The 18358-nt window shown below is 71.3% G+C and carries 20 protein-coding genes; 10 read left to right on the top strand and 10 right to left on the bottom strand.

Going from position 1 to position 18358, the window contains the following annotated elements:
- Positions 1-3: 3 nt before the first annotated feature.
- From ACZ5FU_RS02235 to ACZ5FU_RS02225, 3 genes are all read right to left on the bottom strand, one after another.
- Positions 4-1137 (bottom strand): RNA polymerase sigma factor SigF, encoded by a 1134-nt coding sequence (locus ACZ5FU_RS02235; RefSeq protein ID WP_468837725.1) that lies wholly within the window; start codon positions 1135-1137, stop codon positions 4-6.
- A gap of 17 nt (positions 1138-1154) precedes the next feature.
- A complete protein-coding gene (locus ACZ5FU_RS02230; protein WP_366057168.1) occupies positions 1155-1568 on the bottom strand; it encodes an ATP-binding protein in 414 nt (137 codons plus the stop codon).
- 270 nt (positions 1569-1838) lie between these two features.
- A complete protein-coding gene (locus tag ACZ5FU_RS02225) occupies positions 1839-2099 on the bottom strand; it encodes a UBP-type zinc finger domain-containing protein (protein WP_451525507.1) in 261 nt (86 codons plus the stop codon).
- Positions 2100-2160: 61 nt separating this feature from the next.
- Between ACZ5FU_RS02225 and ACZ5FU_RS02220 the strand changes: the two genes are divergently transcribed.
- Positions 2161-3759 (top strand): Na+/H+ antiporter, encoded by a 1599-nt coding sequence (locus tag ACZ5FU_RS02220; RefSeq protein WP_451525508.1) that lies wholly within the window; start codon positions 2161-2163, stop codon positions 3757-3759.
- A 28-nt stretch (positions 3760-3787) separates the two neighbouring features.
- On the opposite strand, the gene ACZ5FU_RS02215 is transcribed toward ACZ5FU_RS02220, so the two are convergent.
- Positions 3788-4699 (bottom strand): 1-aminocyclopropane-1-carboxylate deaminase/D-cysteine desulfhydrase, encoded by a 912-nt coding sequence (locus ACZ5FU_RS02215; protein WP_469044251.1) that lies wholly within the window; start codon positions 4697-4699, stop codon positions 3788-3790.
- A 174-nt stretch (positions 4700-4873) separates the two neighbouring features.
- Between ACZ5FU_RS02215 and ACZ5FU_RS02210 the strand changes: the two genes are divergently transcribed.
- The 4 genes from ACZ5FU_RS02210 (at position 4874) to ACZ5FU_RS02195 (ending at position 8685) form a co-directional block, all read left to right on the top strand.
- Positions 4874-6280, top strand: coding sequence for a family 2B encapsulin nanocompartment shell protein (locus ACZ5FU_RS02210; RefSeq protein WP_451525510.1), 1407 nt, complete (start codon positions 4874-4876; stop codon positions 6278-6280).
- 109 nt (positions 6281-6389) lie between these two features.
- Positions 6390-7514: a family 2 encapsulin nanocompartment cargo protein polyprenyl transferase gene (locus ACZ5FU_RS02205; RefSeq protein WP_469044249.1), complete on the top strand. Its 1125-nt coding sequence runs from the start codon at positions 6390-6392 to the stop codon at positions 7512-7514.
- A 319-nt stretch (positions 7515-7833) separates the two neighbouring features.
- The gene (locus ACZ5FU_RS02200; RefSeq protein ID WP_451525512.1) at positions 7834-8418 is read left to right on the top strand and encodes a dihydrofolate reductase family protein; all 585 of its coding nucleotides are present in this window, start codon (positions 7834-7836) and stop codon (positions 8416-8418) included.
- A gap of 18 nt (positions 8419-8436) precedes the next feature.
- Positions 8437-8685 carry a hypothetical protein gene (locus ACZ5FU_RS02195; RefSeq protein ID WP_451525513.1) on the top strand — a complete coding sequence of 83 codons (249 nt, stop codon included), beginning with the start codon at positions 8437-8439 and terminating at the stop codon, positions 8683-8685.
- An 84-nt stretch (positions 8686-8769) separates the two neighbouring features.
- Here the strand turns inward: ACZ5FU_RS02195 and ACZ5FU_RS02190 are convergent, their stop codons facing one another.
- Both ACZ5FU_RS02190 and sodN read right to left on the bottom strand, forming a co-directional pair.
- Positions 8770-9528 (bottom strand): VOC family protein, encoded by a 759-nt coding sequence (locus ACZ5FU_RS02190; RefSeq protein WP_468837738.1) that lies wholly within the window; start codon positions 9526-9528, stop codon positions 8770-8772.
- A gap of 184 nt (positions 9529-9712) precedes the next feature.
- Positions 9713-10108 (bottom strand): superoxide dismutase, Ni, encoded by a 396-nt coding sequence (gene sodN, locus ACZ5FU_RS02185; RefSeq protein ID WP_385061796.1) that lies wholly within the window; start codon positions 10106-10108, stop codon positions 9713-9715.
- A 146-nt stretch (positions 10109-10254) separates the two neighbouring features.
- Between sodN and sodX the strand changes: the two genes are divergently transcribed.
- Complete coding sequence (gene sodX, locus ACZ5FU_RS02180; RefSeq protein ID WP_451525515.1) at positions 10255-10689, top strand: nickel-type superoxide dismutase maturation protease; 435 nt, start codon at positions 10255-10257, stop codon at positions 10687-10689.
- On the opposite strand, the gene ACZ5FU_RS02175 is transcribed toward sodX, so the two are convergent.
- From ACZ5FU_RS02175 to ACZ5FU_RS02160, 4 genes are all read right to left on the bottom strand, one after another.
- A complete protein-coding gene (locus ACZ5FU_RS02175; protein WP_451525516.1) occupies positions 10593-11222 on the bottom strand; it encodes a CGNR zinc finger domain-containing protein in 630 nt (209 codons plus the stop codon). The genes sodX and ACZ5FU_RS02175 overlap by 97 nt on opposite strands.
- Positions 11223-11472: 250 nt before the next feature.
- Complete coding sequence (locus tag ACZ5FU_RS02170; RefSeq protein ID WP_451525517.1) at positions 11473-12246, bottom strand: amino acid ABC transporter ATP-binding protein; 774 nt, start codon at positions 12244-12246, stop codon at positions 11473-11475.
- Positions 12243-13181 (bottom strand): amino acid ABC transporter permease, encoded by a 939-nt coding sequence (locus ACZ5FU_RS02165; protein ID WP_451525518.1) that lies wholly within the window; start codon positions 13179-13181, stop codon positions 12243-12245. Before ACZ5FU_RS02165 ends, ACZ5FU_RS02170 begins: the two co-directional genes overlap by 4 nt.
- 38 nt (positions 13182-13219) lie before the next feature.
- The gene (locus ACZ5FU_RS02160; RefSeq protein WP_451775495.1) at positions 13220-14188 is read right to left on the bottom strand and encodes an ABC transporter substrate-binding protein; all 969 of its coding nucleotides are present in this window, start codon (positions 14186-14188) and stop codon (positions 13220-13222) included.
- Between the two features lie 601 nt (positions 14189-14789).
- Here ACZ5FU_RS02160 and ACZ5FU_RS02155 point away from each other — a divergent pair.
- From ACZ5FU_RS02155 to ACZ5FU_RS02140, 4 genes are all read left to right on the top strand, one after another.
- Positions 14790-16022 carry an NAD(P)-dependent malic enzyme gene (locus tag ACZ5FU_RS02155; RefSeq protein ID WP_451525520.1) on the top strand — a complete coding sequence of 411 codons (1233 nt, stop codon included), beginning with the start codon at positions 14790-14792 and terminating at the stop codon, positions 16020-16022.
- Positions 16023-16375: 353 nt separating this feature from the next.
- On the top strand, positions 16376-17341 hold the full coding sequence (locus ACZ5FU_RS02150; RefSeq protein WP_451525521.1) for a zinc-binding dehydrogenase: 966 nt from the start codon (positions 16376-16378) through the stop codon (positions 17339-17341).
- Positions 17342-17467: 126 nt separating this feature from the next.
- A complete protein-coding gene (locus ACZ5FU_RS02145) occupies positions 17468-17677 on the top strand; it encodes a helix-turn-helix domain-containing protein (protein WP_382793163.1) in 210 nt (69 codons plus the stop codon).
- Positions 17677-18243: a Clp protease N-terminal domain-containing protein gene (locus ACZ5FU_RS02140; RefSeq protein WP_469044248.1), complete on the top strand. Its 567-nt coding sequence runs from the start codon at positions 17677-17679 to the stop codon at positions 18241-18243. Before ACZ5FU_RS02145 ends, ACZ5FU_RS02140 begins: the two co-directional genes overlap by 1 nt.
- Positions 18244-18358 lie beyond the last annotated feature (115 nt).

Below are 18358 nucleotides of genomic sequence, written 5' to 3'. Positions count from 1 at the left end.
GGGTCACTCCTCGACGAGCAGCTTCTCCCGCAACTGGGCCAGGGTGCGCGCCAGCAGGCGGGAGACGTGCATCTGGGAGATGCCGACCTCCTGCGCGATCTGCGACTGCGTCATGTTGCCGAAGAAGCGCAGCAGCAGGATCCGCTTCTCGCGCGGCGGAAGATCCTCCAGGAGCGGCTTGAGCGACTCGCGGTACTCGACGCCCTCCAGCGCCTCGTCCTCGGCGCCGAGAGTGTCGGCGACCGCCGGGGACTCGTCGTCGGTGTCGGGGACGTCGAGCGACAGGGTGGAGTAGGCATTGGCCGACTCCAGGCCTTCCAGGACCTCCTCCTCCGAGATCGCCAGTCTCTCGGCCAGCTCGTGCACGGTCGGCGAGCGGCCGTGCAACTGGGACAGCTCGGCCGTGGCCGTCGTCAGCGACAGCCGCAGCTCCTGGAGCCGGCGCGGCACCCGCACCGCCCAGCCCTTGTCGCGGAAGTGCCGCTTGATCTCACCGACGACCGTAGGCGTCGCGTACGTCGAGAACTCCACGCCGCGGTCCGGGTCGAAACGGTCGACCGACTTGATCAGTCCGATGGTGGCGACCTGGGTGAGGTCGTCCAGCGGTTCCCCGCGGTTGCGGAAGCGGCGCGCGAGGTGCTCGACGAGCGGCAGGTGCATGCGGACCAGCTGGTTGCGCAGCTCCGCGTACTCCGGGCTGCCCTCCCTCAGCCCGCGCAGCTCGACGAACTTCGCACGCGCCCCGCTGCGGTCCTGGGGCTCGCGCGCCTGGGGGACCGGCTGCTGCTGGGGCGCGAGCCGGTGCGGCGCGGCCTGCTGGGGCTCGTGCCGCGTGCCCGGCACGCCGTGTTCATGGTCTCGCTCGTGCTCGCTCATCGTCCCGCCCGTCGCCCTGTGTCGAGCCTCTTCCGCGGCCCGGCCCGGGGTGCCCCCGATCCGCCTCTCCCGAGGCGGCTCCTGCTCGGCACTCCCGGAGAAGCCGGTCCCCGCGGAGGCCGGGTCGTCCTCCGGATGCGGCCGGGCCTGCTCGGGAATGCCGTCGATGCCGTCCGCCATGCGTCGGGAACCGCCCGCCGAGACCGCCGTCCCGGCGCTCTCGGCCGGCAGCTCCTGTGTGCCGCGCTCTTCGTCCCGCACCGGCCCGTCCCCGTTCGTCACGCCGGCCCGGGTCCCGCGCCGCGCTGTTTGTAGAGGCTGATCGAAACGGTCTTGTCCTCGTCCACGGCGGAGGACACCTTGCCCGCGAGGGCGGACAGCACGGTCCACGCGAACGTGTCGCGCGCGGGGGCGTGGCCGTCGGTGGTCGGCGCCGAGACGGTGACCTCCAGCGAGTCGTCGATCAGACGGAAGACGCAACTGAGCACCGAACCGGGCACGGCCTGCTGGAGCAGGATCGCGCAGGCCTCGTCCACCGCGATGCGCAGGTCCTCGATCTCGTCCAGGGTGAAGTCCAAACGGGCCGCGAGGCCGGCCGTGGCCGTCCGCAGCACCGACAGGTAGGCACCCGCAGCCGGCAGCCGGACTTCCACGAAGTCCTGGGTCGCGGGCTCGCCTGCGATCTGGGACACCCTCACCTCCAAGGTGGTACAAGCTTTCCGGGGGCCGAGGGTCGCCCCCCGGGATAACGCGTGTGTGGTGCAGCGGTGACGCTACCGCGCTCCCAACCGTCCTGTCCCGGGACCCCGCCCCCCTGTCGTCACTCACAGTAAAGCTGTGAATACGCTCCGTGTCTAGGGGTCTGCCGGCCCAAAAGGGAAGAGGGCGCGCCGGGTTGACGTACCCAGGCGTCAGATGCCCGAACCGTACCCGGTGGACGGACGGGCCGTCCCCCGCACGGTTCAGACGAGGACGTGGTCGACGAAGCACCAGCGCCAGTTCTCGCCGGGTTCGAAGGTCCGCATGATCGGGTGGCCCGAGTCCTTGTGGTGCTCGGTGGCGTGGCGGCCCGGCGAGGAGTCGCAGCAGCCCACGTGGCCGCACGTCATGCAGAGCCGTAGTTGCACCGGGTGGGTGCCGTCGCGCAGGCACTCCGGGCACGTCTCGCCGAGCGGGACGGGTTCGGGGTGCGGCAGCGCTTCGGCGTGCGTGCACTGTTTCATGATTGCCAGATTACGACGGTCGTACGGACGACCGCGCGGAAAAAGCGAGGGTGGGCGGGACATGGACGTGATGCCACTGTTGTTGCTGGTGGCGGGCAGTGCGGCGGTCGCCGGGGCGGCCCGGCGCACACCGGTGCCGGCGCCGCTGCTGCTCGTCGCCGTGGGCCTGGCCGTGTCGTACGTCCCCGGGGTGCCGGACTACACCCTCGACCCGGACGTCGTGCTGCCGCTCCTGCTGCCCCCGCTGCTGTACACCTCCGCCACCGACAGCTCGTACCTCGACCTCCGTGCCCAGCTGCGGCCCGTGGCGCTGCTGTCGGTCGGGTACGTCCTCTTCGCGACGCTCGCCGTCGGGTGGGCCGCCTACCTGATGGTCCCCGGGCTGCCGCTGACCGCGGCACTGGTGCTGGGCGCGGTGGTGGCGCCGCCGGACGCCGTCGCGGCGACGGCGGTGGCACGCAGGGTGGGCCTGCCGTCGAAGGTCACCACGATCCTCCAGGGCGAGTCCCTGCTGAACGACGCGACCGCGATCACCGCCTACAAGGTGGCCCTCGCGGTCGTCGTCGGCGAGGGCGCGTCCTGGGCCGGCGGGATCGAGGAGTTCCTGGTCGCGGCGGTCGGCGGCACCGCCGTCGGCCTGATCCTGATGGCCCCGCTGCACTGGCTGCGCACCCGTCTGAAGGAACCGCTCCTGCAGAACACCCTCTCCCTGCTCATCCCGTTCGTCGCGTACGCGGCCGCCGAGCAGTTCCACGCCTCCGGCGTCATCGCCGTCGTCGTCGTCGCCCTCTACCTCGGCCACCGCGCCTGGGAGGTCGACTTCGCCACCCGGCTCCAGGAGGAGGCGGTGTGGAAGATGGTCGCCTTCGTGCTGGAGTCGGCGGTCTTCGCGCTCATCGGCCTGCAACTGCCGATCGTCCTGCGGGGCCTCGGCGACTACGAGGGCCTGGACGCCGGCCTGTACGCGGTCGCCCTCTTCCTCGTGGTCGTCGCGGTCCGCTTCCTGTGGGTGTACCCGGCGACCTTCCTGCCCCGGATGCTGTCGGCACGCGTCCGCAGGCGCGAGGAGAACCCGACCTGGCGGGGACCGATCGTCATCGGCTGGGCCGGCATGCGCGGCGTGGTGTCGCTGGCCATCGCCTTCTCCGTCCCCGTCACCGTGGACCACGGCGAGGCCCCCTTCCCGCACCGCAACCTGATCCTCTTCCTGACCTTCACCACGGTCATCGGCACCCTGGTCGTGCAGGGGCTGACCCTGCCCCCGCTGATCCGCCTGCTGAAGTTCCCCGACCCCGATCCGCAGGCCGCGACCCTCGCCGAGGCCAACGCGCAGGCCCAGGCCTCCCGGGTCGCCGAGGAGCGGCTGGAGGAACTGCTGTCCGACGAACGCAACGCGCTGCCCCCGCCTCTCGCCGACCGTCTGCGCGCCGTCCTCGAACGCCGCCGCAACGCCGTCTGGGAACGCCTCGGCCAGGTCAACCCGGCCACCGGCGAGACCGTCGACGACACCTACCGCCGGCTGTCCCGAGAGATGATCAGCGCCGAACGGGAGGTCTTCGTGCGGCTGCGCGACGGCCGGTACATCGACGACGAGATGCTGCGGACGCTGCTGCGCAGGCTGGACCTGGAGGAGGCCGCCGCCTACCGGGAGGCGGGCTAGGTGTGCCGGCCCGGGACACGCGGGCCGGTCAGGAGGTGAACGGTGCTCCCGTCACGACCGCCGCGAGCCGTGTCCCGCGCGGGAAGGCGCCCTCCTCGGTGAGGACGGCGAGTCCGTACAGCGACTTGGCGACATAGAGACGTTCGACGGGCAGGCCGTGCCGTTCCTCGAAGTCCCGCGCGAAGTCCTCGAGCGCGGGCGTGCTGCGGGCGTACCCGCCGAAGTGGAAGCGCTCGTCCAGCCGCCAGTCGCCCACCGGGCCGCCGAAGGCCTCCTGCTGCAGGGCCCGTATCGCGTCACCGAGGAAGCCGCCCTTGAGAACCGGTACGCCGAGGGTCCGCCGGCCGGGGCCCAGGCCGGCGGCGAGGCCCGCGAGGGTGCCGCCGGTGCCGCAGGCGAGGGCCACCACATCGGCGTGGGCGCGCAGTTCCTCACCGAGGGCCCGGCAGCCGCGGACGGCCGGCGCGTTGCTGCCGCCCTCGGGCACCACGTACGCGTCCTCGACGCCCGCCGCGCGCAGGACCGCCGCCAGCACGGCGGGGTCGTCCTTGCGGCGGTAGGTCCCCCGGTCGACGAAGTGCAGCCGCATCCCGTCGGCCGCGCAGCGGGCCAGCGAGGGGTTCAGCGGGCGGGCGGCCAGCTCGTCGCCGCGCACCACCCCGATCGTGGGCAGGCCCAGCAGCCGGCCGGCGGCGGCCGTCGCCCGCAGGTGGTTGGAGTAGGCGCCCCCGAACGTGACGACCGGCCGTCCGGCCGCCGCCTCCAGGTTCGGCACGAGCTTGCGCCACTTGTTGCCGATCAGCTCCGGGTGGATCAGGTCGTCCCGCTTGAGGAGCAGCCGTACGCCGTGCCGGGCGAACCGGTCGTCGGCCACCTCCTCCAGCGGCGAGGGCAGTCGGGGGCGCAGGGCGGCGGAGTCGAACGGAACGGGCCTGGTCACCCCCTCATTGTCGAACACCGGTCGTGCGGAGAGCCGCCGTGCCCACACCGTCGTTGATCCATTCCCGCTCTTTCGTGTAATGGCACGAACACACTGAGTGATGGAAGGCTTGTCCGCGAGAACAGTGCGTCGGCGCAGTACGGCTCCGGCGTATCACCGGGAGGGCAATTCTCTATGTCGGTAGGCGAAGAAGTCCGCGCGGAGCAGGACGAGCCGCAGCAGAGCCTCGGCACCGCGGCCGCGCGGAACCTGGCCACCACCACCAAGTCCGTACCGCAGATGCAGGAGATCAGCTCTCGCTGGCTGCTGCGGAATCTTCCCTGGGTCGACGTGCAGGGCGGCACGTACCGGGTGAACCGGCGTCTGACGTACGCCGTCGGCGACGGTCGCGTCACCTTCGTCAAGACCGGGGACCGTGTCGAGGTCGTCCCCGCGGAGCTGGGCGAGCTGCCCGCGCTGCGGTCCTACGGGGACGAGGACGTGCTCTCGGAGCTGGCCTCCCGATGCCGGCAGCGGGAGTACGCGCCGGGCGAGGTCGTCGTCTCCTTCGGCAGCCGGGCCGACAAGGTCCACCTCCTCGCGCACGGCAGGATCGAGAAGGTCGGCACCGGCCCCTACGGCGACGACCAGGTCCTCGGAGTCCTCGCCGACGGCGCGTACTTCGGTGACCAGGCGCTGCTCGACCCGGACGCCATCTGGGAGTACACCGCCCGCGCGGACACGGCCTGCACCGTGCTGATCCTGTCCCGCCAGGACTTCGAGCAGGTCGCCGAGCGCGCCGGCTCACTGGCCGAGCACCTGCGCGGTCTGCGCTCGATCCCCGCTCAGCCGACCAACCGCTACGGCGAGAAGGCCGTCGACCTGGCCGCGGGGCACGCCGGTGAGCCGGACATCCCGCACACCTTCGTGGACTACGAGGCCCGTCCGCGCGAGTACGAACTGAGCATCGCCCAGACCGTCCTGCGCATCCACTCGCGCGTGGCCGACCTCTACAACCAGCCGATGAACCAGACCGAGCAGCAACTGCGTCTGACGGTGGAGGCGTTGAAGGAGCGCCAGGAGCACGAGCTGGTCAACAACCGTGAGTTCGGCCTGCTCCACAACTGCGAGTACGACCAGCGGATCCAGCCCCACGACGGCGTGCCGGGCCCGGACGACCTCGACGAGCTGCTCAGCCGCCGGCGCGGCACCAAGATGCTTCTCGCCCACCCGCGCGCGATCGCCGCGATCGGCCGCGAACTCAACAAGCGGGGGCTCGTCCCCGAGACGATCGACGTCGCCGGCAACCGGATCCCCACCTGGCGCGGGGTGCCGATCTACCCGTGCAACAAGATCCCGGTGACCGAGGCGCGCACCAGCTCGATCATCGCGATGCGTCTCGGCGAGCAGGACCAGGGCGTCATCGGCCTGCGCCAGTCCGGCATCCCGGACGAGATCGAGCCGAGCCTGTCCGTGCGGTTCATGGGCATCAACGAACAGGCCGTCATCAAGTACCTGGTCACGGCCTACTACTCGGCCGCGGTGCTGGTTCCGGACGCGCTGGGTGTCCTGGAGAACGTCGAGATCGGCCGCTGGCGGTGACCTCACCCGTGCGGTCGCCGTGCGCCCGCCCATCCGGGCGGGTGCACCCGAAGGGTCCACGTGCGGCCGAGCCTCCGCCGCCGTGCGCGGACCCGGCGAGGGGGACCCGATGACCGAGCACGTGACGCGGGCCAGACCGCACCCCGGTGAGGCGCGAGGGAGGGGGAGAGTCGTTCCGAGCCGGACCGACGGCGATCCCGGAGCACTCGACGGCCATGAGGCGGCCGTGATCCTGGAGGAGACCCGGGGGCACGTCGACCCCGGGCTCCGTGCGGCGATCGACTCGCTGCCCGGTCCGATGCGGCGGATCGCGCGCTACCACTTCGGCTGGGAGCACGCGGACGGCACACCGGCCACGGGCAACGCGGGCAAGGCGATCCGGCCCGCGCTGGTGCTCGCCGCGGCCGCCGCGCTCGGTGGCCCGGCGGCCAGGACGGCGGCTCTCCCGGCGGCCGCCGCCGTCGAACTGATCCACAACTTCACGCTGTTGCACGACGACGTGATGGACCGTGACACCACCCGCCGGCACCGCCCCACCGCCTGGACGGTGTTCGGCGACGCCGCCGCCGTCCTCGCCGGGGACGCGCTCCAGGCGCTCGCCCTCGGCAGGCTCGCCGCGCACCCGCATCCGGCGTCCCCTGCCGCCGCCGCCCGGCTCGCGGACTGCGTGATCGAGCTGTGCGCCGGCCAGCACGCGGACACCGCCCTGGAGGAGCGGGGTCCGGCCGAGGTCACCCTCGAGGAGGTGCTCGCCATGGCCGAGGCCAAGACGGGGGCCCTGCTCGGCTGCGCCTGCGCCCTCGGCGCGCTGTACGCGGGGGCGGCGGAGGAGGACGTCGGGGCGCTGGACGCGTTCGGCCGTCAGGCCGGGCTCGCCTTCCAGCTCATCGACGACGTGATCGGCATATGGGGGGACCCCCGGCACACCGGCAAGCCGGTCGGCGCGGACCTGGTCGCCCGCAAGAAGTCCCTGCCGGTGGTCGCCGCGCTCGGCTCCGGCACCCCGGCCGCCGCGGAACTGGCGGAGCTGTACGCGTCCCCCCGAGAGCAGGGGGACGACGTGGAGCGCATGACGCTGGCCGTCGAGCGGGCCGGTGGCCGGGAGTGGGCCCAGGAACAGGCGGCTGACCGCATGGCCCGGGCGATGTCCGAGCTGGCCCGTGCCGTTCCGGACCCGGAAGCGGCGGGCGGTCTGCTGTCCCTGGCGGAGTTCGTGACGCGCCGCAGCGTATGAGGAGGGGCCGTCACCGAGGCGGCCCCCTGCCTCTCGCGGTCCCCGGGCCCCCGGCACCGTACGGCTCCTGACTCCGTACGGTGCCGAGAGGTCCGGCCCGGCGGGTCCCGCGCATCCCCACGGCGCGCGGGACCCGCCTCTTCGCGTGTCCGTCTCCTCGTGTGTCCATGTGCGGACCGGTGAGCGGGCTCCCGGCCGTGCGGAATCCCTTCTCCCACTTGCCGCGGTCGCCGGACCGGTTCCGGAAAACACTTGTCATCACTACAAGTGAAGTACTACACATGGAGTTGTTCTATTCGGACCACGGAAAGAGACCGGTTTGCGCAAGCTCACCTACTACATCGCCTGCTCCATCGACGGCTTCATCGGAGACCCGCAGGGCGACGCGTCGTCGATGTTCGCCTTCCTGGACGAGGAGTTCCTCGGCTACCTCGCCTCGGAGTATCCGGACACCATCGCCGTCCAGGGCCGTGAGCAGCTGGGCCTGGAAGGGGCCGGGAACCCGAACTTCGACAGCGTGATCCAGGGCCGGGCGAGCTACCAGCTCGCCCTCGACGCCGGCATCACCAGCCCTTACGGCCACCTGCGCGAGTTCGTCGCCTCCCGCACCCTCGGCCCCTCTCCCGACCCGAACGTCGAGGTCATCGACACGGACCTGGTCGGCCGGGTGCGCCGGCTCAAGGCCGAGGACGGCGAGCTGGGCATCTGGCTCTGCGGCGGCTCACGCATCGCGGGCGCACTGCTCGACGAGATCGACGAACTCGTCATCAAGACCTACCCGCAGGTCTACGGCTCCGGCACGCCGATGTTCGGCGCGGACTTCTCCGTGACCGACTTCAGCCTGGAGTCCGTGCGCACGTTCTCCAACGGGGTCCTCGTCCGTAGATACGCGCGGAAGCGATGACCGGCCTACCCTGAGGGCATGGACAGGGAAAAGCACGTCTGTCCCGACTGCGGGCAGACCGTGGACACGGTGGTCCGGCGCCACAAGACGCTGGGCACATGGGTACCGCGCTGGGTGGCGGGCCCGTGCCACAACTCCGACTGCGGGTCGTTCCTCGAACCCGGCACCGCACAGCACGGCCATTCCGAATCCGTCGAACAGCACGGCGGCCCCGCTCCCCGGGAGCGCGCCGACGAACCCGGCACCCCCGCCGCCCCCGCCTCCTGACGCCCGCCCGGGCGTTCCCCGGTGGCTCACCGGGGAGAGGCGGCGGAGACCGACGACGGTGGTGCCGGTGGTGCCCCTGGTGGCCTAGCCGCGCGGCAGCCCGCCCGTCTCCGCGTCGCGGCCGGTCAGGCAGTACAGGCCGCCCGCCGGGTCGCGCAGCACCGTCCAGTGGGGGTGGCCGGCGACGAACCGTGCGCCCAGTTGCTCGTGCCGGGCCCGCACCGTCGCGATGTCCGGGCCGCACGCGAGGTCGAGGTGGGCGGAGACCGGTCGCTCCTCGCCGAGGCGCTGGAGCAGGATCCGCACCGGCAGTCCCGGCGGCGGCGCCACCACGTGGAACTCCGGCAGTGAGCCCGGCCGGGACGTCCAGTCGGGCAGGAGACCGCCCCAGAAGGCGACTTCGGCGCCGTACGCGGACGGCGGGACGTCGATGCTGACCTGGTCCAGGCGGCTGCCCGCCACCACGGGCGGGCGTACGGACTCGCCGTGCCAGGTGACGGCGCAGAACAGCTGGCCGGCGGGGGAACGTAGTACGGCCAGGTCGTCGTGGACGGCGACCGTGCGCGCGCCCGCGTCCAGCGCCGCCGCGACGAAGGCCGCCACGTCCTCGACGCAGAGGTCGAGGTGTGCCCCGCCCGCCCCGTCACCGACCGCCTGCGCCTTCACGCAGGCGTCGGCCCCTTCCGCCAGGAGGGTGACGAACTCGTCCTCGTCCCCGCGGGGTTCGGACAGGGCCGTGCCGGTGACGGCGGTCCAGAACGCGCAGGCCCGCTCGAAGCGCTCGGCGGGCCGGTCGAGGAAGACGTACGTCCAGCGGACGTGGGTGCGGGTGCGGGAGCTCATGCGGCGATCGTAGGCCGGTGCGCGCAGGGGGCGGTCCGGTCGCCGGGCGTCCGCGGCCGTTCTCCCGGCACGCGCCCTCCCGGGCACGCCGGAGGGGCCCGGTCGTGTGCCGACCGGGCCCCTCCCCGAAGTCCCTCGTCCCGCGGTGGTGCACCGACCGCCGGTGTCGGGAACGGCCCGGGTGTCAGGCCTTCTTCGTCTCCCAGAAGATCTTGTCGATCTCGGCGATGAGTTCCAGCGCCTTCTCGCCCGTCTTCGGGTCGGTCGACGCCTTCGCGGCCGACAGGGCCTTGAGGGTGTCGTTGACCAGCTGGTGCAGCTGGGGGTACTTCTCGAAGTGCGGGGGCTTGAAGTAGTCGCTCCACAGCACGGAGACGTGGTGCTTCGCGAGCTCGGCGCGCTGCTCCTTGATGACGGTGGCGCGCGCCTGGAAGTGCGGGTCGTCGTTGGCGGCCATCTTCTCCTGCACGGCCTTCACCGACTCCGCCTCGATGCGGGCCTGGGCCGGGTCGTACACGCCGCAGGGCAGGTCGCAGTGCGCGCTGACCGTGACCTTGGGGGCAAACAGGCGGGAAAGCATGGAGCGTTCCTTCCTCGTGATCGTCTTCTCAGGTGGGACATTACTCCCTGAGGGAGCGGTTTTCGCGAGTGCCCCCGTGGGCTTAGGACAAAAGTCCGGGGTCAGACTGAGACTGGTGGAGGAACGGAGCAGGGGAGGTGCCGGCGATGCCGGAGCCGTCGCAGGACGCCGAGCGCGGCAGGGCCGCCGCGCCGTTCGGGCTGGCCGAGGTCACCGGCCCGTCCATGGTTCCCACGCTGCGCCACGGAGACCAGCTGGTGGTGCGCTACGGGGTCCGGGTGCGGCCCGGGGACGTGATCGTGCTGCGGCACCCCTTCCAACAGGACCTGCTCGTCGTCAAGCGGGCCGTGGAGCGCCGTGACGGCGGCTGGTGGGTGCTCGGCGACAACGCGTTCGCCGGGGGGGACAGCACCGACTACGGCACCGTGCCCGACGAACTGATCCTCGGGAAGGTGCGGTTCCGCTACCGGCCCCGGAAGGCGGATCAGCGTTCGCCGCTGGCGGCGCTGCGCTGGGCGCTCTCCGCGGCCAGGCCCGTGCTCGCCGACCGGTCGGCCTCCAGGCGCTTGCGGGCGCGGTAGGCGGCCACGTTGGCGCGGGTCGCGCAGCGGTCGGAGCAGTAGCGCCGGGAACGGTTCGTGGAGGTGTCCAGGTAGGCGTTGCGGCACGGGCTCGCCTCGCACAGGCCCAGCCGGTCGACGCCGTACTCCGTCAGGTGGAAGGCCAGGCCCATCGCGGCGATGGCCGCGAAGCCGGCGGTCGCGTTCGAGGGGTGGTCGGCGAGGTGCATGTGCCACAGCGGGCGGTCGTCGCCGTCGCGGTGGTCGTGCCCGGAGATCTGCGGGCTGACCGGGAACTCCAGCAGGAGGGAGTTCAGCAGGTCGACGGCGAGGGTCTCGTCGCCGCCGTCGGCCGCCTCGAAGACCGCGCGCAGCCGGGCCCGGACCGAGCGGAACCGGGTGACGTCCGCGTCGGTGGCGCGGCGGGCCGCCGACGCGTTGCCGCCGAACAGGCCGCGGACGGCCTCGACCGAGGTCAGCGAGTCCTTGCCCCGGGCCGGTTCCTCGCTGTTGACGAGGCGGACGGCGTAGTCCGAGTAATAGGCCAGTTCCACGTGAAGTCCTTACGAATGGGCCCTGTGGTCTTCGATGCGGCCGGGTAACGGCCGATCGTGGTTACAGGGTATTACGCGGACGGCGTGGGAGAGGGCTCCCGGATCCATGCCGGATCGTTCCCGGACACCTCAATGCCGGTGCCGGTGCCGGCACCGGTGCTGGTCGGCGCTGGTGCCGGCGCTGGAGCGACGCGAGGGGCGGTACGGGGACGGATCCCCGTACCGCCCCTCGGCCGTGCGGCGTGTCAGGTCAGAGGACCTTGGACAGGAACGCCTGGGTCCGCTCGTGCTGCGGGTTGGTCAGGACCTCGCGCGGGTCGCCGGCCTCGACCACCACACCGCCGTCCATGAAGACCAGGCTGTCGCCGACCTCGCGGGCGAAGCCCATCTCGTGCGTGACGACGACCATCGTCATGCCGGACTCCGCCAGGTCGCGCATGACGTCCAGGACGTCACCGACCAGCTCCGGGTCCAGCGCCGAGGTCGGCTCGTCGAACAGCATCAGCTTCGGGTCCATGGCCAGAGCGCGGGCGATCGCGACGCGCTGCTGCTGACCGCCGGAGAGCTGCGAGGGGTAGTTGCCGGCCTTGTCGCCGAGGCCGACCCGCTCCAGGAGCTGCATGGCGCGCTCCCTGGCCTGGCCCTTGTTCTGGCGCTTGACCTGGACCGGGGCCTCCATGACGTTCTCGACGGCGGTCATGTGCGGGAAGAGGTTGAACCGCTGGAACACCATGCCGATGTCCCGACGCTTCAGCGCGACCTCGCTGTCCTTGAGCTCGTACAGCTTGTCGCCCTTCTGGCGGTAGCCGACCAGCTCACCGTCGACGTACAGGCGCCCGGCGTTGACCTTCTCCAGGTGGTTGATGCACCGCAGGAAGGTCGACTTGCCGGAGCCGGACGGGCCGATCAGGCAGAACACCTCACCGGAGTCCACCTGCAGATCGATGCCCTTGAGGACCTCGACGGGGCCGAAGGACTTGTGGACGCCCTCGGCCCTCACCATGGGGTGGGAAGGCTGCGTCATGCCGGGACTCCCTTCGAGCGGCGCGTCGGCAGGACGGCGGCCCTGACGCGCTGGAGCGGCGTCGGCGGCAGGCTGCGGCTCGAACCACGGGCGTAGTACCGCTCGACGTAGTACTGCCCGACGCTCAGGATCGAGGTCATGATCAGGTACCAGGCGGCGGCGAGGAAGTACATCTCCACCGTGGAGCCGGCGTTCTGACCGATGTCCTGGGCCTCCTTGAAGAGGTCGGCGAACTGCACCGCCGAGACGAGCGAGGTCGTCTTCAGCATGTTGATGACCTCGTTGCCCGTCGGCGGCACGATCACCCGCATCGCCTGCGGGATGACGATCCGGCGGAGCGTCTTGGTGTGGCTCATGCCGAGCGCCTGCGACGCCTCGGTCTGCCCCTCGTCGACCGAGAGCAGGCCGGCGCGGCAGATCTCGGCCATGTAGGCGGCCTCGTTCAGGCCCAGGCCGAGGAGCGCCGTCAGCAGCGGCGTCATGAACGACGACCAGTAGTCCTTGTAGATCGGACCCAGGTTGATGTACTCGAAGACCAGGCCCAGGTTGAACCAGACGAACAGCTGGACCAGGACCGGGGTGCCGCGGAAGAACCAGATGTAGAACCAGGCGACCGACGAGGTCACGGGGTTCTTCGACAGGCGCATCACGGCGAGCAGGATGCCGCCGAAGATGCCGATCACCATGGACAGCACGGTGAGCAGCAGGGTGTTCCCGACGCCGTGCAGGATGCGGTCGTCGAAGAAGTAGTCGGGGATCGCGCCCCAGTTGATGTTGCCCTGCGCGAAGGCGTAGACGACCGAGCCGAGCAGGGCCAGCGCGACGACCGCCGAAACGTATCGCCCCGGGTGCCGGACCGGGATGGCCTTGATGGCCTCCGGCCCGGCGGGGGGCGTCGCGTCGGGACCGTCCGTCTTGTTGACGTCAACAGTCACGGGTGGAGCCTTTCAGAGCCGAGTCGAACGGTGTCGGTTCAGGAACCGCCGTTGACCTTGGACTCGGTGACCGCGCCGTCCGCGACACCCCACTTCTCGACGATCTTCTTGTACTCGCCGCTGTCGATGATCGCCTGAACGGCCGCCTGGAGCGCGTCGCGCAGTTCGGTGTTGTCCTTGGCGACGGCGATGCCGTACGGGCCGGCCTCGACCTGGTCGCCGACGATCTCGAAGTACTTGCCGCCCCCGGCGTTCTTCACGGAGTAGGCGGCGATGGGGAAGTCCGCGGAGACGACGTCGGCGCCCTTGGAACGCATCCGGGTCTCGGCCTCGGGGTTGGTGGCGAAGTCCTCGATCTTGAGGGCCGCCTTGCCGTCCTTCTTGCACTTCTCCGCCTGGTCCTTGGCGAGGTCGTGGGAGAAGGTGTTGCGCTGCACGGCCATCGTCTTCCCGCACAGGTCGTCCCAGGTCTTGATGCCCTGGTCGTCGCCCTTGTTGGTGTAGAGGGAGACACCCGCGGTGAAGTAGTCGACGAAGTCGACGCCCGCGCCGACCTTCTTGCCGGTGTCGCCGTCGATGCCTTCCTGGCGGTCCTTGGTGTCGGTCATGGCCGACATGGCGATGTCGTAGCGCTTGGACGCCAGGCCACCGATGAGGGTGTCGAACGTGGCGTTCTGGAACTCGAACTTCACGCCGAGCTGCTCGCCCATGGCGGCCGCTATGTCGGGGTCGATGCCGGCGACCTTGCCGGAGCTGTCCTTGAACTCGACCGGCGCGTACGCGATGTCGGAACCGACCCGGATGACGCCCTTGTCGCGGATGGCCTGGGGCAGCTTGCCGGCCAGCGGGGCCGCGGCGGCCGAGGCGGAGTCGCTGCTTCCGGAGCCGTTGTCCTTGGTCTGGTCACCGCACGCGGTGAGCAGCAGGGCGCCCGTGACCGCGAGGGTTCCGACCGCGGCGAGCCGGGTGCGCGCGGCGGTGGTACGGCGGATGGAGCGTGCGGTCATGGTGGGTGCCTCCGGCGGATGGATGGAGATGCCGATGGGTCGACGAGAACACACACCTTCGGGTGTCGCGACCTCGTGTGATGACGGCATCTTGCCATTCGGACTACGCCAATCGAGGGGCCAGCCATGTCAAAATCGGATAACGGGCGACACCCGAATCCGACCAGTCCGGTACATCACGACCGGACCGTGCCGGACCATCTGCGGGCATCTCCGCTTCTCGCCGGAAGATCTTCGGCCCATCTCGCCATGTGGACGAACACGCTCCGTCGCAGGCCCCGGAGTCACTCCTTGTCAAGGGTTTGGCCGAGACTTGTCCGCGCTTCATGCATGAGTCATGTCACTGGGATATGACGGTGCAGGTGGGGAGGGGGAGTCCGGCCGGTGGCGGCTGTGACCTTGCACCGAATGGACTCGTCGTCGGCGGTGTCCGTCGGGTAAGAAGGTTCTTCACACCCCTCATCCGGGGCCCAGGGCGCGTGTGCGGCGCGCCCGACGCGCAGTGCCCGTACGTATCACCGCTGGGTCCTGCGCGGCGCCCGCCCACTTCTCAACCAGGAGTGGCCACCCTCATCCATGAAGACCTAAGGGGTAAGACACAGTGGCAGCGGAGATCGTCAATCCTCGCAGCGAGAGCGAAACGGACCATACGGGCCAGGAGGGCGGTGCGGAGCCCCTCGACTCGTTCGACCCCGTGTTCGCGCTGCACCGGGGCGGGAAGATGGCCGTGCAGGCCACCGTTCCGATCCGGGACAGGGACGACCTGTCCCTCGCCTACACGCCCGGCGTCGCGCGGGTGTGCACCGCGATCGCGGAACAGCCGGACCTGGTGAACGACTACACGTGGAAGTCGTCCGTCGTCGCCGTCGTGACCGACGGCACGGCCGTGCTCGGCCTCGGGGACATCGGGCCGGAGGCCTCCCTTCCGGTGATGGAGGGCAAGGCCATCCTCTTCAAGCAGTTCGGCGGGGTCGACGCGGTGCCGATCGCGCTCGCCTGCACGGACGTGGACGAGATCGTCGAGACCGTGGTGCGCCTCGCTCCCTCGTTCGGCGGAGTCAACCTGGAGGACATCTCGGCACCGCGGTGCTTCGAGATCGAGCGCCGGCTCCAGGAGCGGCTCGACATCCCGGTCTTCCACGACGACCAGCACGGTACGGCGGTCGTGACGCTGGCGGCGCTGCGGAACGCGGCCCGGCTGAGCGGACGCTCCATCGCCGACCTGCGGGCCGTCATCTCGGGCGCCGGTGCGGCCGGTGTCGCCATCGCCAGGATGCTGATCGAGGCGGGCGTCGGAGACGTCGCGGTCACCGACCGCAAGGGCGTCGTCTCCGCGGACCGTGAGGACCTGACCGACGTCAAGCGCGAGCTGGCCGGGTTCACCAACAAGGCCGGCCTCACCGGCTCCCTCGGGGACGCGCTGTCCGGCGCGGACGTCTTCATCGGCGTCTCCGGCGGTACGGTCCCGGAGGAGGCGGTCGCCTCGATGGCGAAGGGCGCCTTCGTGTTCGCGATGGCCAACCCCGACCCGGAGGTCCACCCCGAGGTCGCCCACAAGTACGCGGCGGTCGTCGCGACCGGGCGGTCGGACTTCCCGAACCAGATCAACAACGTGCTGGCGTTCCCGGGGATCTTCGCCGGCGCCCTCCAGGTGCGGGCGTCCCGGATCACCGAGGGCATGAAGATCGCGGCGGCCGAGGCGCTGGCGGGTGTCGTCGGCGACGATCTCGCGGCGGACTACGTCATTCCCTCGCCGTTCGACGAGCGGGTCGCTCCGGCGGTCACCGCGGCGGTGGCCGCGGCGGCCCGCGCCGAAGGGGTCGCCCGCCGCTGACGTACGGCTGAGACGGTCCCGCCCGTTCGCCGGGCGGGACCGTTTTTACTCGTCGGAGAGCCCGTTCGGGTGGCCTGAGGGGAGGGGAGCCTCCTCCTCGGTGACTGCGGTGACTGCGGTGACTGCGGTGACTGCGGTGACTGCGGTGACTGCGGTGACTGCGGTGACTGCGGTGACTGCGGTGGTGGCGGTGATGGCTGTCGTGCGGCGGACGCGGGTCACGAAGGCCGGTCGCGCGCCTCTCCGTCCCTTCGGAGGTGTCCGTTCATGTCCGTGGGCCGGTCGCGCAAGAGGGCGTGTCTCACAGTGCCTCCCGGTTTCGCCGAGAGCCGCGGGACCCTATCGTCGGGGACATGTTCGCCGTCTACGCCGCTCGAATCGACCGCGACCAGCCGCTTTCCGGACTGGAGTTGGGGGAGCGACCGGCTCCCGACGCCCGCCCCGGCTGGAGCACCGTCACCGTCCGGGCCGCCTCCCTCAACCATCACGACCTCTGGTCCCTGCGGGGCGTCGGCCTCCCGGAGGACAAGCTGCCGATGATCCTCGGCTGTGACGCCGCAGGCGTCGACGAGGACGGCAACGAGGTCGTGCTGCACTCCGTCATCGGCCAGACCGGCCACGGAGTCGGCCCCCGGGAGCCCCGGTCCATCCTCACCGAGCACTACCAGGGGACCTTCGCCGAGCGGGTCGCCGTGCCGACCTGGAACATCCTGCCCAAGCCGAAGGAACTGTCCTTCGAGGAGGCCGCCTGTCTGCCCACCGCCTGGCTGACGGCCTACCGCATGCTGTTCACCAACGCGGGGGTGCGGCCCGGCGACTCGGTGCTCGTGCAGGGCGCCGGGGGCGGGGTGGCCACGGCCGCGATCGTGCTCGGCAAGGCGGCCGGACTGCGGGTCTTCGCGACCAGCCGGGACGAGGCCAAGCGGAAGCGGGCCCTGGAACTGGGTGCCGTCGAGGCCGTCGAGCCGGGGGCGCGACTGTCGCAGCGCGTGGACGCCGTCATCGAGACCGTCGGCGCCGCCACCTGGTCCCACTCGGTGAAGTCGCTGCGGCCCGGCGGCACCCTCGTCATCTCCGGAGCGACCAGCGGCGACCGCCCCTCCCACGCCGAACTGACCCGGATCTTCTTCCTGGAGCTCAAGGTGGTCGGCTCCACGATGGGCACGAAGGACGAACTGGAGGACCTGCTCGCCTTCTGCGCCGCGACCGGGGTCCGGCCCGTCATCGACGAGGTGCTCCCGCTGGACCGTGCCCGGGAGGGCTTCGAACGGCTCGCCTCCGGTGACCAGTTCGGCAAGATCGTCCTCACCGGCTCCTGACGGCTCCTCGCGTTCCCGGCAGCTCCTCGCACTCCTGACGGCGGGTCCGGATTCCGGACCCGCCTTTCGCGTACCCCGTGTCAACTCGGGTTGACGTGAAGGCGGATGTCAACGTAAGTTGACGTCATGACCGAAGCAACGGATCTCGCCGAGCGCGCGGGCGACCGTGATCCACGGGTCGGACTGCGCGCCGTCGCCGCGCTGCGCCGGCTGCTGGAGCGGTTGGAGGCGGTGCAGGTGCGCAGTGCGCGCCATCAGGGGTGGTCGTGGCAGGAGATCGCCGCAGAACTCGGGGTCAGCAGGCAGGCCGTCCACAAGAAGTACGGGAGGCAGTGATGTTCGAGCGGTTCACGAAGGACGCCCGGGACGTGGTGCGCGGCGCGGTCGCGCACTGCTGGAACGCCGGCGAGGGGACCGTGGGCCCCGAGCATCTGCTCCTCGCCCTGCTGGACCGCGAGGCGAGCCGAGGTTCCTTCGCGCTGACCGCGCTCGGCCTCCCGGTGGAGGGCCGGGGGCCGGTCCGTGAGGCGCTGGACGAGGCGCGCCGGCGCGCGGGCCTCTCCCGGGCGGACGCCGACGCCCTCGCCGGCCTCGGCATCGACGTGTCGGAGATCGTCTCCCGGGTCGAGGAGGCGCACGGGGCCGGGGCGATGTCCGGGGACCGGCGGGACAAGGGCCGACGGACTTCCCGTCCCGGCTTCGGGCGGGAGGCCAAGGGCGTCCTGGAGAAGTCGCTGCGCATCGTCCTGGCCCATCGCGACCGGCGCATCGGGGACGAACACCTCCTGCTCGCGCTGACCGCCTGCCCCGGACCCTCCGCCGAGGTCCTCGCCGACCACGGCGTCACCCACACCTCCCTGACCCGCGTCCTGTACGCCGAGGGAGAGGCCCGGGCCGGCTGAGGCCGCGGGGCGCGGGAGCGGGCGGACGGTGGACGGCGGGCCGTGGGGGTGGACGGCGCCCGGTGGCTGACGCGCCGGTGACCCGTCCCCAGCCGACGCGCCGGGCGCCGCCCTC

Source organism: Streptomyces sp. NPDC031554 (assembly GCF_055580685.1).
This window is presented reverse-complemented; position numbering and strand designations above follow the sequence as displayed.